We start from the raw sequence: 14,359 nt of genomic DNA, 5'->3' as shown, positions 1-14,359 counted from the left end.
AAGCGTATCGGCTTTTTTGCTTATTCGGGGTTGCTTTCAATGCGTTGGAATGGCAAGGACACCACAATATGAAGATGCTATGCGATATCTGTACTTAGTACAGCATATCCGTATGCGGGCAACTCAACGACCAGGATTCCTTCTTCCTTGGCTGTGCGATAATTCTCGCCAAATAACTCCGTCCATTCCCCTGCGCCCGCCTCCAGCTCGACGATCGCTGTTTCTTCCGAACGATTGAACAGGATCAGAATACGCTCATTATCATCCTGTCGTTCCATCACAAGCTGGCTCCCGCCTTCACGGGCCTGCAGGAATCGAATGCTGCCTTCTGCACGCAGGGCAGGATGGGCATGACGAAGTGCAATCAGCTTTTGATAAAAGGTGAACAGCTCGCGGTCCTGCTTCGTCTCATCCCACTCCATACATTTCCGACAACCGGGATCATGCTCTCCGTCCAGCCCAATCTCGTCTCCGTAATAGATGCACGGAGTACCCATATAAGTGAATTGGAACAGCGCAGCCAGTTTCATCTTCCGCTGGTCGCCCTCACATAAGGTGAGCAGCCGTGGTGTATCGTGGCTGTCCAGCAGGTTGAATGCCACTTCGCTGGCTTGCAGCGGATAGCGGGACAGTTGTCGACCGATCGAGTTCGCGAATTGGTCGGCATGCATGGCATCTTTTACAAAAAAGCGATTTACGGCTTCCGTAAATGGATAGTTCATCGAGGCATCGAACTGATCACCTTGCAGCCAGGAGGAGGACTCATTCCATACCTCACCCAAGATATAGGCATCCGGATTCGCAGCCTTCACTACACGGCGGAAGTCGCGCCAGAACGCATTATCCACTTCATCCGCGACATCCAGCCGCCAGCCGTCGGTACCCACTTCCTTAATCCAGTATTCCGCCACCTCCAGCAAATACGCCTTCACCTCCGGATTTTCCGTGTTCAGCTTCGGCATGTGAGCTTCGAATCCAAACGTTTCATACGTAGGAATGCCATCCTTCACCTCCAGCGGGAATTCATGCACATGGAACCAGTCCTTGTATTTGGAATTCTCCCCGTTCTTCTGCACATCAACAAACGGCGCGAACGTCTTCCCGGAATGATTAAACACCGCATCCAGCAGCACCCGGATTCCGCGTGCATGGCACAGCTCAACAAGCCGTTTGACCGTATCTGCATCACCAAAATGACGATCTACTCGCAGATAATCTTCGGTATCGTATTTGTGATTGGTCGTTGCCTCGAAGATCGGTGTGAAATAAATGGCGTTAATACCCAACTCTTCAAGGTAATCCAGATGGTCGATGACGCCCTGGAGATCACCGCCGAAGAAGTTAAACGGGGTCGGCTTGCCTCCCCACGGTTCCACATGTTCCGGATTGAGGTCGGGGTTGCCATTTGCGAATCGTTCAGGGAAGATCTGATAGAAAATTGCATCCTTAACCCATGCAGGCGGTGTAAATACAGCCCCAGGGTGGATATATGGGAACTGGAACATGTGACCAGGGTCGTCGGGTTCATGGTCTTGGAAATCCGTTTCGGTCATCCAGATTTGTTCTGTGCCACTTTTCAGCAGGAAGGAATACTTCAGTCGATGATACGGAGGCTTTACTTGCCCCTCATAATAGTCGAACATGGAGTCGGATGTATATTTGGTTAAAGGAACCAGCTCTTTGGTGCGATCCCAGGCGTATTTGTCCCCAGTCAGGGCATGTACCTCGGTAAGATCATTCTTTTTGGCACGCAGACGCAGACGAATGGTATCCTTATCGTAGGCATAGGCCCAGTTCCGTTTTGGTTGATGATAGATGGCTTCCAGCAGCATGTTGAATTTCCTCCCGTCGTATACACATGTATTATGTGAGCAAGTCGAAGCATTCGATGCAGAATTATGCGAAGCGGATGATTAAGGTATAATTTAAAATAAAAGGACATCAATGATTGCGGAATCAACATTTGTACAATTTATATAAACAAGATATCTCATTATGTTTCAAATATATAATTAACCCAAAGGGTGCAGAAAGGAAACGAATACACGCATGAAAACGAAACTGTTATACATTGAAGACGATACGGAAATTGCCACCTGGGTCAGAGCCGACTTGGAGGAGCGTGGATATGAGGTGCTGTGGCTCGGAAGTGGTGAAGGTGCGGCTGAAGCTGCCGGGGGCTGTTCGTTGGTTATTCTGGATGTCATGCTGCCGGGACTGGATGGATTTACGGTAGGACAGCGACTCAAAAAGGAACATCCAGAAGTGCCCATTGTCATGCTTTCGGCCAGAACGTCCATTGACGACAAGCTGCATGGGCTTGATTTTGCCGATGATTATGTAACCAAGCCATTCCATCCCGATGAACTCGCCGCACGGATTGAAGTCCAGCTTCGAAAGGCAGGAACGGCAATCTCCGCCGATACCGTGGTGAAACTGGACCACCTGTCCATCTACGAGAAGGACCACCGGATCGTGAATGAGGAGACGGGGGAAGAAATTATTTTATCAGGTAAACAGTTTCATATCTTCGCCTACCTGCTCAGGCATATGGGCATGATTCGAACCAAGGAACAGATCTACGAAGCCGTTTGGAACGAATCTTACCTCGACGGAGACAAGACATTAATGGTACATATTCGGCATCTGCGTGAGAAGCTGGAGCGTGATCCGGCGAACCCGACTATCATTCAGACCGTTCGCGGTGTCGGGTATCGTGTGAAGAAGCCATGAGCAAAAAGGCGACGATGCGCGATTCATCCAATAGGGATAGAGGAGTGAAACGAAGCTTTCCAGGCAAACGGAAAATGCGTTTTGGACGGACCCTGATGTCCCGATATATTCTTCTGATCTTGGCAGCGGTTTTGTTTGTGCCGGTCATTCTCCCCATTACATCCATCATCTATGTGGTGGTGGTGAACAATACAAATAAAGAGAATACGGCACCTTATGGGGATAGCACGAAAATCAGTAACCTGTGGACCCGGGAATCCGAGAAGCTGGATGGGGCGACATCTGAAAAAATCAATCAACGTATGGAGCAGCTGCACCGCAAATATCCCAAATCTTCGATGTACCGTGTGGATCAAAAAGGTGAAACAGCATTTATTCTCGCTGGAGAGGATGTTGATGTATCGGAATCCACCGTGGATGGAACAACAATGACGACATTGAAGTGGACGTTGAATCATCAGACAACCGAGACCCGGATTCCTTCGATATGGAATGCAAACACCTCCCTGGAATTTATGAAGGAAGCCTCCTATCGTGATCCGCTAACGGTGGTTTCTTTTGTAGGGGGAGATAGTGAAGACAAGGGACAAGGCTTTATGGTGATTGAAGTCCCAAGATATCTTTTGCAAAAGCCGCAGAACAACTGGCCTATGGAACTCTTGTATTTGGGTGGACTGATGATGATTATCTTCCTGTTATTTATCATCATGTCGATCCTGTTCTTTGCGCGAATTCGCAAGCGGCTCATCCGGCTCCAGACGGCGATGATCACTCCGGGCAAGGAGGGTATTCCACTTCCTGTTGAGATTCGCAGATCAGACGAGATCGGGCAGCTGGAAGAATCGTTCAATGAAATGGTGCATCAGTTGACAGACAGCCGTCACCGGGAGCGGGAGGAAGAGCAGCTTCGCAAACGTCTTGTCGCGGGACTGTCGCATGATCTGCGCACACCGCTGACTGTTATTCGTGGACATATGCATTCTCTTCACAAAGAACCACTAAGCACGGCTGCGGATACTTCATTGCGTCGTATGGAAGCCAAGATGGATGACTTGAGCGGACTGATCGATAACATGTTGTCGTACAACCTGCTCACCAGCGGAAAATATACATTGAAGCTGGAACTGAAGGACGTCCTGCGAATCGTCAGAGAAACGGCAGCAGCATGGTATCCTGTGTGGGAGAAAGAGCAGTTTGAGATTGATATCGATCTGCCGGAAGAACCATTGACTTGGCAGGTGGATGAGCAGGGATTGCGTCGTGTTCTTGATAACCTGTTTCAGAATGTCATCCGCCATGCAGCGAGTGGGAGATATATTGGCATATCGACAGAACAGATCCATGGGGAGGTAGCTCTTGTCATTCAAGATAGGGGACCAGGATTGCAGGAAGATTCGGATACCAAGGGAACAGGTCTCGGGTTATCTATCGTGGATCTGCTGATTCGTGAGATGGGTCTGCGGAAGAGGGTGGACAGCTCCGAGAACGGACTGCGGGTGTGCCTCTATAGCGGCGAGGGAGCTGGGAAACCAAGGGCCTAACCTTTTTTTAAACTAAACTTAAACTTCAGGCGACTTCAGCTTTAACCTTGGAAGGTTACGATGATATCCGAGGTGATCAAACAGTGAGTAATAACATTATTCAAACCGCTAACTTATGGAAAACATACCGGGACCGTGCGGCGGTCCGTGAACTTGATTTGCATATTAAAAAGGGAGACATTTACGGCTTCCTTGGTCCCAACGGCGCTGGTAAAACAACAACCATTCGTATGCTTCTTGGCTTAATCAAGCCAACCAAAGGTGTCATCCGTGTATTCGACAAGGATATCCGCAAAGATCGCATGGACATTCTGCGACGTGTAGGGTCATTGGTTGAATATCCTTCATACTATGGACACCTGAACGCCGTGGAGAATCTGGAAACCTTGCGTCGGATATTGAATGTCCCCAAATCGAGGATTGCCGAAGTTCTTTCCATTGTGGATCTGACCCGGGATGCCAAACGTTCCGTAAAAGGTTATTCGCTTGGAATGAAACAGCGTCTGGGGATTGCAAGTGCCCTGCTGGGCGAGCCGGAGCTGCTAATTTTGGACGAGCCGACGAACGGCCTTGATCCGGCGGGCATTCAGGAGATTAGGGAATTAATCAAACGCATGCCGCTGGAGCACGGCATTACCGTCCTGGTGTCCAGCCATTTGCTGAGTGAAGTGGAACAGATGGCGAGCCGGGTCGGCATTATCCGTGAGGGGAAAATGGTCCTTCAGGATACGATTGCCAATCTGCATAGCCAGACGGGCAGTTCCATTCGACTGACGGTTTCCGAGCCGGAAGAGGCGATGAAGCTGGCAAGAGAGCAGGGACAATTCGGTCAACGTGAAGGAGCCGCGCTCACGTTCCCGTATATGGATAATAGCGCGATTGCATTGCTGGTTCGCCGATTGGTTGAGCAGGATCACGCAGTCTATCGTGTGGAAGAGCACCGTCAATCCCTGGAAGACTTGTTCATGCGAGTCATCGGTGAGGGGGCAACGGTATGACGGGCCGTGCGTTATCGTCCGATTGGCTCAAAATTCGTGGCAAAGGTATCTGGTTCCTCGTTTTCTTGGCCCCCATCGGACTGACAGCGATGCAAGCTTTGAATTTCGGGCTTCGTTTGGACTATCTGAAAGAACAGTATGGGGGCCATCTGTGGGAGAGTTTGCTGGATAATGTGGTTGTTTTTGTACCACTTGCCTTGATGCTGGGGGCGACGATCCTCAGCTCAATGATCGCAAATGTGGAACATGAACAGGGATCGTGGAAGCAATTGCTGGCGATGCCGATCTCGAGACCTGCGGTATACCTGGCCAAGTTCCTGCTCTCTTGTATGCTGCTCATCATCTCCTGTTTGTTATTAACAGCGGGAATTATTGGTCTGGGTCTGGTGCTTGGATTCAACGCGGATGAGATTCCCTGGATACATGCAATCAAGCTGGGTTTACTGCCACTGGCTGGCGCGCTTCCGGTGTTATCGCTGGAGCTATGGCTGACAATGGTAAACAAAAATCAGGCTCTTCCCGTCACGCTTGGCATTGTCCTCGCGGTAATGGGCATGTTCGCACTCAGTATCTCACCGTACTTTCCGCTTGCATGGGCACAGATGGCTTGGGCCAGCCCAACACCATTCGTGTATGTCGGTTTGGGCGTAGGTTCGGGTCTCTTGATCATGCTGCTGGGGATGCTGCACTTTAGCCGGAAGGATGTGGCCTGAGATGAATTTTGCAACTACTTATCTTCGAATCCTGTCCTCTGAGCGGCTCAAAATGGGCAAATCACCTGTCTGGCTTCTGATTCTGCTTAGTCCATTGATCGCACTGCTTATCGGGCTGCTGTCCACACCATCAGGTCAATGGAGTGTACTTATGGGTTCAATGGTCTTTCTTCACGGTTTGTTATTGCTGCCCATTCTGACTGGTGTATTCACCTCTTTCGTCTGTCGTTTCGAGCATGCGGGGGGAGGCTGGAAACAAATGCTGGTGCTGCCGCTTACCCGTACAGGCGTATATGCAGGTAAACTGACCATCGTGATTTTGCTTCTGGCAGGCACACAATTGCTGCTGTTGGGGTCCATCCTGCTGGCGGGTACGATCCAGGGTATGACCGGTCCTATCCCTTGGGGGTTCCTTACAGGTAAGCTGCTGCTGGGACTGTTTGCTTGTGTGCCGCTCGCTGCTCTCCAAATGTTCGTTTCCTTGATATGGAGCAGCTTTGCCGCACCGCTGGCATTGAATTTTGCGTTGACCGTACCGAACATTCTGATCGTGAACTCGGCTACATTTGGCCCGTATTACCCTTGGGCGCAACCGATGATTCTAATGACACCGATCGAAGGTGGAGGATTCGGAGCGTACAATGTTCCGCTTGGGACCATGCTGGCGGTTGTCGGGGGCAGTGCAATTCTCTTCATTTTGATTGGCGTTTTATATTTTAGAAAAAAAGAAATTTAATTACCGGATCTCACAATTCGTTGTGTAATAAATTCCTTTTAAGCAAACATAGACCTCGGTTATTGACGGACTATGTCGCTTAAAGGGGATTTTTTTGTCGTTTTTACATGGTTATGGTGAAGAGATTTTAAGCAAATTTGAACTGGAATCTGGTAAAATAAAAAAAGCTGTTTCTAGGAAGGCTTACATGGTTATTCGAGGGTAGGCCCATTTCGCAGATAATTATATTTTTTGGTTGTTAGATGAAGATATAGGCTAAGAAAAGAGGGGTAAGCCTTGGATATTAATAAAACGGAAACCCTGAAGCGCATTATTTCTGAGGGAAGTTCTTACCAATCATTGTTTTTTAATCACCCGGATGCCATATATGTGATGGACATCCATGGAAACTATATTGATGCCAATCCCTCGATTGAGAGGATTTCAGGGTATACATTTGAAGAACTCCGTCGGTTGAATCGAGATGTGATCTGTCCTCCAGAGAGCGAGGAGTTACGAGGAAAATACATTAATGAGGTACTGGCTGGGCATTCAGTCAGTAATTCAATCACGTTTTATCATAGAGACGGTTCTCTGAAACAGGCCGAGATTACCTATGTTCCCATAACGGAGAAAGATGAGATTGTAGGGATATACGGTATTGCCAGGGATGTAACTGAGATTGTAGAAGTGGAACGTAAATTGCATGAAACGCAGGAGAAATATCAGATGTTGGCGGACCATGCTCAGGATCTGATTACCACGAGTTCAATGGACGGCAAGCTGCTCTATGTTTCTCCTTCCGTCTATCCGTTGCTCGGATATCGCCCGGAAGAGGTGACAGGAAAGTCCCTGAAGGATTATTGTTACCCTGGGGATTATCCTGAACTTTTGGAGATGTCGTCGAGTGGGAATGGCTGCAAGATGCGAGTGCTTCATAAGAAAGGTCACTACATCTGGATGGAAACGCTGGCAAAGCCTGTGGCTGGAGAAGAGGGCAAAAATACTCAGATTGTAAGCATCAGCCGGGATATTACCCAGCATAAAAATGCAGAAAGACGCCTTAGAGAGAGTCGTCAACGGTACAAATCTCTCTTCGAACATAATCCGGCAGCGGTATATTCGCTCAATCTCGAAGGTAAATATACGGCAGTGAACCGAAATCTGGTCAAAATGCTGGATGTGCCTCGAAGCAAATTGATCGGGCAGTCCTTTCTTACGCATCTGGATAAAAGTGAAGTGAACGCCGGGCAAGCCTACTTCGAACTGGTGAAGCAGGGGAAACCCCAACATTATGAAACTCGGATCGTGAATTCCAGTGGTCGGAAGGTTGATGTATCTATCATTAATGTTCCCATCATTGTGGATCAGGAACTTGTGGGTGTGTATGGGATCTTGTCTGATATTACGGAGCGCAAGGATTATACGGAGCAGATTCAGGAGCTTAGCAAACAGCATGCCCTGATTCTTAACTCGGTTACAGAGGGCATCTATGGATTGGACGCAGAGGGCATCACCCGATTTATGAATCCGGCTGCTGCTTCCATGTTTGGCTATGAAGCGGAAGAGTTTGTCGGCAAAAATTCGCATCCCATCATTCATCATTCACGTGCAGATGGCAGCTATTTCCCGAAAAATGAATGTCCTATTCATATGACGGTGATGGACGGGCAGCGTCGTACGGTGAAGGAGGATGTGTTCTGGCGCAAAGATGGAACCAGCTTTCTGGTGGAGTACCAGGTTACACCGATTATCGATGAGGGTCAGATTCGTGGTGCCGTTATCGTGTTCAATGATGTGACTGGTGATCGCGAAATTGTGCGTGCCAAGGAAACCGCTGAACTCGCGGCACAGGCCAAGTCGGAATTCCTGTCCATGGTCAGTCATGAAATTCGTACACCGATGAATGGAATCGTGGGGATGACTGAATTGCTGATCGGGACCGATTTGTCAGAGGAACAGCGAGAATACGCCGAGATCATCCGTGAGAGCGGCGATGCACTATTAAATATTCTGAATGACATCCTTGATTTCAGTAAATTGGAGTCCGGTAAAATGGCTTTGGCCTACGAACCGTTCTCGCTGCGCATCATGCTGGAGCAGGTTGCGGAACTTTTCTCCTCAAAAGCGGAAGAGAAGCAGTTGAAGATCCGATATCGACTTAATCCCGATATTCCTGAGTTTATGGTGGGAGATGCGATGCGTATTCGGCAAATTCTCGTCAATCTGGTGAGTAATGCCTTGAAGTTTACGGATCAGGGCAGCATTGATGTCACGGTGGATATTATTCGCGGCAGTCGACCGGAAGCGAGTGTGCTGGACTTTGCGGTGAAGGATACGGGGATCGGTATTCCAGAGGATAAGCTGGATCAGTTGTTCCAGTCATTCTCTCAACTGCATCCTGTAATTAACCGCAAATATGGCGGGACAGGTCTTGGATTGGTCATCTCGAAGCGACTTGTGGAGATTATGGGGGGTAGTATCAGTGTGGAGAGTGAAGATGGGAAGGGATCAACCTTCCGCTTCGCAGTGCCAGCCACAAGTGTAGATGCGACTGCAGAGGCAGAGCAATCTGCACGTCAATTCAACCATGATCGCACACGCCAGGGGGATAAGGTGGCGATGCGTATTCTGGTTGCCGAGGATCACCCGGTAAACCGGAAGATTTTATCAGAGTATCTGGAGAAGCTTGGTTACCAGGCAGATGTATGCACCAATGGGGTTGAAGCGATCGAGGCTATTTCACAAAATGCCTATGATATTGTTCTTATGGATCTTCAGATGCCTGTTATGGATGGGCTGAAAGCGACAGACCTTGTACACCGATTAATTCCGCAGGAGCGAATTCCGGCTATTATAGCGGTAACCGGAAATGCCAAACGTGAAGACAAGGAAGCTTGTTTGGAGATTGGGATGCGCGACTTCATCAGCAAACCAATCATGCTGAGTGAATTAAAACGGGTATTACAGCAATGGGGACCAACAGATGAACCTCAGCTTGCACCGAGCTGAAGACTCGTACTCCCAAGGTGTATTAAAATAAACAAACATAAAAACGCCAATGACGCTTCTGTATCAGGAGGTTATTGGCGTTTTTGTGTTTCTGGTTATTTTGTTATGGGCCATCCTTGAATGAACTGGTCAAACCAAGGTAAGACGGTTGATATTACCCGACAGTACCTCACAGGAACGCTCGAATTTCTCACGTTCAGATGCATCCAGATTCAATTCGATAATCTCCTGAATTCCATTCCCGCCAATAATGGCTGGAACACCTGCACAGACGTTGCTCTGTCCATACTCGCCATCGAGGATCGCGGAGACAGCAATGATCTTGTGTTCATCGTTGAGAATCGAACGGGTAATATGTGCGAGTGCGTTACCGATTCCGAATTGAGTGGAACCTTTACGGGTGAAAATTTCCCAACCGGCATCTTTCGTCTTGCGGGCGATATCTTCCAAGTCCAGATGTTTGAAACGTTCCTTGTGCTGCTCCATAATGTGCATAATCGGTTTGCCTCCGATGGTGACATGCGACCATGCCACGAATTGAGATTCCCCATGCTCCCCGAGAGCATATCCGTGCACGCTGCGTGGATCGATGGAGAAGACTTCGGACAACAGTGTTTTGAGCCGGGAGGAATCAATAGACGTACCTGTACCGATGACTCGTTCACGCGGAAGACCGGACAGCTTCCATACCATATAAGTTACTATGTCAACCGGATTGGCCGCGACGACAAAAATCCCCCGGAATCCGCTATTCATGATAGGAACAACGATATCTTTGGCAATGGACTCCGCTTCCTCCAGAATATCCAGACGAGTCTGCCCCGGCTTCGGATTCGCTCCGGCAGTCAGAACAATGACGTCCATGCTGCCGCAATCTGCATAAGTGCCAGCGTATACCTTCGTGCGGTTATGTGTGAAGTCCATACAATGGGAAAAATCCAGCGCCTGTGCAACCGCGCGGTCATACGTCCGGTCAACCATCATAATCTCTCTGCATATCGATTGATTAATCATCGAATACGCACAACTTGAACCGACAAGTCCCGCCCCGATCACCGCTACTTTACCTGATTTGCCTAACACTGCCGTTCAGCCCCCGTTTACATTTGATTTATCCGTTCACAATGAGACTTATGTTAAGTATAGTCCTTTATTTTATGCGAATAACTGCTTCTACGTTACATAAGATAACACATGGAAAAGCTGTGCAGCAATGATTTCCTCTGTCGCGGGAGCGTATTGGAGTAATGGGGTTAACAAAATTGACATGTATAATTCATATTCATAAAAAGTGACGGCGTTTGCACCAATCAATTTCGACATGACAGCATTCATGCTCCTTGTCGGATGAAGGGTTATTTTTACGAATGAGGCAGCTGACAAAAGTTCTTATGAATCCGCAGAAACAGAAGAAAAGCGTCAAAGGGATCTGCAACGAGACTGACGAATACATACGGACAAGCAAATGAAAAATGCGTACTTGATCCATGAGACAGGTTGACCCGATCCGATGACAGTTCCAGAAGGGAACGCTGAAGCCACTACCTTGTATCAAAAAGACTTCATTCCGGGAGGGAATAATAATGATTGAAGAAGCAGGAGCAACGACGGAAACGGCCAAGAGCCTGGGCATTGGTGCCAGTACTCTTCGTAAATATGCGGCGGCGCTTGAGGAACATGGGTATCGATTCGAGCGTTCCGCCAACAAATCCAGGTTGTTCAAGTCGGACGATATCGAGTGCATCGAACGTCTGATGACAGAACTTAGGGAACATAACCTGCCACTTGCAGATGCTGTGGTGACTGTACTGACTCCGGATGTGCCTGTGATGGCAGTGGAGGAGGTTTCGAAGATGGAGGTTGCTGCAACAGGGATGCCCACAGTATTCCCTGAGGGACCTGAGCCAACTGGAGCCTTGAGATCTTATGAAGGTCTGGGACAACTGGTGAGTGAAGTGACATATGGTGCTGTTGGACAGCAGGATGATCAGGTCCAGCTGCTGCAGCATCGGGTGGACGAACTGGAGTTAACGCTGCAGCATCTGGCGGATACCCATCTTGCTCTTCAGGAGCAGATGGAGAAGCAGCGCCTGTGGATGAATGAGAAGCTCGAAGAGGAGCGGGACCGTGAACTGGTCACCAATCTGCGCAGCTTCCAGGGCAGAAAACGCAAACCCAAAGGAGCGTCGCTCCGAATGTTGTTCGGGCTGCTGCCCAAAAAGCATAAAGAAGCTTGAGGGTCTGGTCCATGCTCGTCGTGATTTTACACAGGCAGCTTGATATAATGAGCCCATACAACAACAAGACTGGCTGCTGATCTGTTCTGCTTAAACGGAGAACAGGAGATCAGATGGCTGGCGTGGGAGGACCTGTGGAGCTGCGACGAAGCTGGCAAAAACTGCTTGGCCTATGGACTGATCGCCCCCGGCGGAAAGGTACGAAGATCGCCGGGCGTTATACGATATATGACCTGCTCGGCATGGGGAGTTATGGACTGACATACCTGTGTACCGATGAACAGACTGGCCAGGATGTGGCTTTAAAAGAATCCAAACCCAGCAAGGGTAAACTCGCTGTACGGCTGCTGGACAGGGAGGCGGATGTGATGAATCGGATGGAACATCCGGCCATCCCACAGTTGCTGGATGTGTTCACATACCGGGCGCGCAGTTACATTGTTACTGAGTATATCTTAGGGGAGACACTGGAACAGTGCATATTCGATCAAGGCCTCAAATATACGGAACAGGAATGTCTGGAGCTGGTAAGGCAATTACTGGCTCCCATTATGCATGTTCATGAGCAGGGATTTATCCATGGGGATGTGCGTATTCCGAATGTCATTTTACGTGACGGACAGACGCATTTAATTGATTTTGGCCTGGCACGGCGCATGGGGGAGCCGTTGTTGCCTGAGCTGAAACGCCGGATGCGTGAATTACCCGAGCCTGAAGATGAACTGGCTGCTCCGGACCAGGATTTGCAGGATCTCGGTCATTTTCTTTTGTTCATGCTGTATTCCGCTTACGAGCCAGAAAAGGGTCGCAAACCGGCCAGCTGGCAGGAAGAGCTCAAGCTCACGCCGGGAGTTCGCGATATGCTGGAACGACTGCTTGGACTTCGTCCAGGCTATGAAGGCGATGCGCTGGAATTACAGGCGGATATTGACCGTGTACTGATGAAATTGCGATGAAGAAATAAATAAAGGGTGTTTTGCTAACCGTGAGGACGGTTGGCAGAACACCCCTTTTAATACATATACGATGATTTAGCGCCAGTCTACCTGATACGAACCATTCTGTTTTGAAATTGTAATACCCGTTTAGCTGGAGCTGTACTTTCTGCTTTTATAATAACCGGAGCCGTGGCGGCTATCCCGGTGCTTTGCATCCGAAGATGAATATCGTCTGTAGTTGCGTTTGCCAGAGGAACTGCTGTAACGTTTATATGAACGTCGATCTGATGAGCTGCGCCTACGGTGAGATGAAGATTTAGAATCCAGAAGTTTGCCTATAATCTTTTTGAACATGAACGTTCATCCTTTCGACTTCAGCCGTTTTAAGCATATACGGGGCTTCGATTGGACAGGTTTCGGATTTTTTTAAGTAGGATTGTATTCATTGGACAGGGGCTGGGCGTATAATAGGATGCTCGACGATTACACGGAATTTTTTATTTTGAGCAATTCGCGTTACAATAGAAGACAGGATGAGATTTTAACGGACAGGAGTAGTTGTAATGATTACGTTGAAGACCAAAGAACAAATCGAACTTATGAAGAAGGCCGGAGAAATTCTTGCCGCATGCCATAGAGAAATCGCAGGAATGATCCGTCCAGGGATCACGACACAGGAAATTGATCAGTTTGCAGAAGCTTTTATGAAGAAAAATGGCGCTACACCGGAACAAAAGGGGTATAACGGGTACCAATATGCGACATGTGCGTCGGTTAATGATGTGATCTGTCATGGATTTCCGGGAAAATATGTACTCCAAGATGGAGATATCGTTACGATTGATATGGTCGTGAATCTGAATGGCTGGCTGGCCGATTCCGCATGGTCGTATGCGGTGGGTCAGGTGACTCCAGAGGCACAACACTTGTTGGACGTCACCAAAACATCGCTCTACAAAGGGATTGAAATGGCTGTGATCGGCAACCGGATCGGTGATATCTCCAATGCGATTCAGACGTATGCGGAAGGTGAAGGCCTATCAGTTGTCCGTGAATTTATCGGTCATGGAATCGGCGAGAAGATGCATGAGGAACCACAAGTGCCTCACTACGGCCCACCACACCGTGGTCCACGTCTCAAGGAAGGTATGGTTATTACGATTGAGCCGATGCTGAACATTGGTACGTATCGCAGCAAGCTGGACTCGGATGGTTGGACAGCACGTACTCAGGATGGAAGTCTGTCTGCCCAATATGAGCATACGATTGCCATTACAGCAGATGGTCCTGTCATTCTGACTGCGCAATAATGGCCCCAGATGTCTCCAATGTGATGATATTTGCATATTTCAAGGCGGCCCACGTTTGTGATCCGCCTGTTTCGGTTTAAACTATTTAGAGGTGATACACATAGAGCCAGTGGTGAAGGATATCAGCTGACAGAGGGTTAACCCCTGTCCACTGGCAAGAAG

The 14,359-nt window shown here is 48.7% G+C and carries 11 protein-coding genes; 9 read left to right on the top strand and 2 right to left on the bottom strand.

Annotation, left to right across the window (positions count from 1 at the left end):
- Nucleotides 1-77 precede the first annotated feature (77 nt).
- Nucleotides 78-1,832, bottom strand: a complete 1,755-nt coding sequence (locus HW560_RS02915; protein WP_179261966.1) for an alpha-glycosidase — start codon at nucleotides 1,830-1,832, stop codon at nucleotides 78-80.
- 217 nt (nucleotides 1,833-2,049) lie between these two features.
- Between HW560_RS02915 and HW560_RS02910 the strand changes: the two genes are divergently transcribed.
- The 6 genes from HW560_RS02910 to HW560_RS02885 all read left to right on the top strand — a co-directional run bounded on the left by HW560_RS02910 (nucleotide 2,050) and on the right by HW560_RS02885 (nucleotide 9,712).
- A complete protein-coding gene (locus tag HW560_RS02910; RefSeq protein WP_090904148.1) occupies nucleotides 2,050-2,733 on the top strand; it encodes a response regulator transcription factor in 684 nt (227 codons plus the stop codon).
- Nucleotides 2,730-4,274: a HAMP domain-containing sensor histidine kinase gene (locus HW560_RS02905; protein ID WP_179261964.1), complete on the top strand. Its 1,545-nt coding sequence runs from the start codon at nucleotides 2,730-2,732 to the stop codon at nucleotides 4,272-4,274. Before HW560_RS02910 ends, HW560_RS02905 begins: the two co-directional genes overlap by 4 nt.
- A gap of 83 nt (nucleotides 4,275-4,357) precedes the next feature.
- Nucleotides 4,358-5,272: an ABC transporter ATP-binding protein gene (locus HW560_RS02900; protein ID WP_090904351.1), complete on the top strand. Its 915-nt coding sequence runs from the start codon at nucleotides 4,358-4,360 to the stop codon at nucleotides 5,270-5,272.
- Nucleotides 5,269-5,985: an ABC transporter permease gene (locus HW560_RS02895; RefSeq protein ID WP_179261962.1), complete on the top strand. Its 717-nt coding sequence runs from the start codon at nucleotides 5,269-5,271 to the stop codon at nucleotides 5,983-5,985. Before HW560_RS02900 ends, HW560_RS02895 begins: the two co-directional genes overlap by 4 nt.
- A 1-nt stretch (nucleotide 5,986) precedes the next feature.
- Nucleotides 5,987-6,721 (top strand): ABC transporter permease, encoded by a 735-nt coding sequence (locus tag HW560_RS02890; RefSeq protein WP_090904150.1) that lies wholly within the window; start codon nucleotides 5,987-5,989, stop codon nucleotides 6,719-6,721.
- 276 nt (nucleotides 6,722-6,997) lie between these two features.
- Nucleotides 6,998-9,712 carry a PAS domain S-box protein gene (locus HW560_RS02885; RefSeq protein ID WP_179261960.1) on the top strand — a complete coding sequence of 905 codons (2,715 nt, stop codon included), beginning with the start codon at nucleotides 6,998-7,000 and terminating at the stop codon, nucleotides 9,710-9,712.
- Nucleotides 9,713-9,841: 129 nt separating this feature from the next.
- Here the strand turns inward: HW560_RS02885 and HW560_RS02880 are convergent, their stop codons facing one another.
- The gene (locus HW560_RS02880) at nucleotides 9,842-10,795 is read right to left on the bottom strand and encodes an L-lactate dehydrogenase (protein WP_090904152.1); all 954 of its coding nucleotides are present in this window, start codon (nucleotides 10,793-10,795) and stop codon (nucleotides 9,842-9,844) included.
- Nucleotides 10,796-11,295: 500 nt separating this feature from the next.
- On the opposite strand from HW560_RS02880, the gene HW560_RS02875 reads away from it, so the two are divergent.
- The 3 genes from HW560_RS02875 to map all read left to right on the top strand — a co-directional run bounded on the left by HW560_RS02875 (nucleotide 11,296) and on the right by map (nucleotide 14,197).
- A complete protein-coding gene (locus tag HW560_RS02875; RefSeq protein ID WP_179261958.1) occupies nucleotides 11,296-11,949 on the top strand; it encodes a hypothetical protein in 654 nt (217 codons plus the stop codon).
- A 113-nt stretch (nucleotides 11,950-12,062) separates the two neighbouring features.
- Nucleotides 12,063-12,905, top strand: coding sequence for a serine/threonine protein kinase (locus tag HW560_RS02870; protein WP_179261956.1), 843 nt, complete (start codon nucleotides 12,063-12,065; stop codon nucleotides 12,903-12,905).
- 545 nt (nucleotides 12,906-13,450) lie between these two features.
- Nucleotides 13,451-14,197, top strand: a complete 747-nt coding sequence (map, locus tag HW560_RS02865; RefSeq protein ID WP_090904156.1) for a type I methionyl aminopeptidase — start codon at nucleotides 13,451-13,453, stop codon at nucleotides 14,195-14,197.
- Nucleotides 14,198-14,359: the final 162 nt, after the last annotated feature.

Source organism: Paenibacillus sp. E222 (genome assembly GCF_013401555.1).
Taxonomy (GTDB): Bacteria; Bacillota; Bacilli; order Paenibacillales; family Paenibacillaceae; genus Paenibacillus.
This window is presented reverse-complemented; position numbering and strand designations above follow the sequence as displayed.

What these genes read in the sequence shown, in the direction of transcription:
- HW560_RS02915 (WP_179261966.1), bottom strand. Translation starts at nt 1,832, where the DNA reads ATGCTGCTGGAAGCCATCTATCATCAACCAAAACGGAACTGGGCCTAT.
- HW560_RS02910 (WP_090904148.1), top strand. Translation starts at nt 2,050, where the DNA reads ATGAAAACGAAACTGTTATACATTGAAGACGATACGGAAATTGCCACC.
- HW560_RS02905 (WP_179261964.1), top strand. Translation starts at nt 2,730, where the DNA reads ATGAGCAAAAAGGCGACGATGCGCGATTCATCCAATAGGGATAGAGGA.
- HW560_RS02895 (WP_179261962.1), top strand. Translation starts at nt 5,269, where the DNA reads ATGACGGGCCGTGCGTTATCGTCCGATTGGCTCAAAATTCGTGGCAAA.
- HW560_RS02890 (WP_090904150.1), top strand. Translation starts at nt 5,987, where the DNA reads ATGAATTTTGCAACTACTTATCTTCGAATCCTGTCCTCTGAGCGGCTC.
- HW560_RS02875 (WP_179261958.1), top strand. Translation starts at nt 11,296, where the DNA reads ATGATTGAAGAAGCAGGAGCAACGACGGAAACGGCCAAGAGCCTGGGC.
- HW560_RS02870 (WP_179261956.1), top strand. Translation starts at nt 12,063, where the DNA reads ATGGCTGGCGTGGGAGGACCTGTGGAGCTGCGACGAAGCTGGCAAAAA.
- map (WP_090904156.1), top strand. Translation starts at nt 13,451, where the DNA reads ATGATTACGTTGAAGACCAAAGAACAAATCGAACTTATGAAGAAGGCC.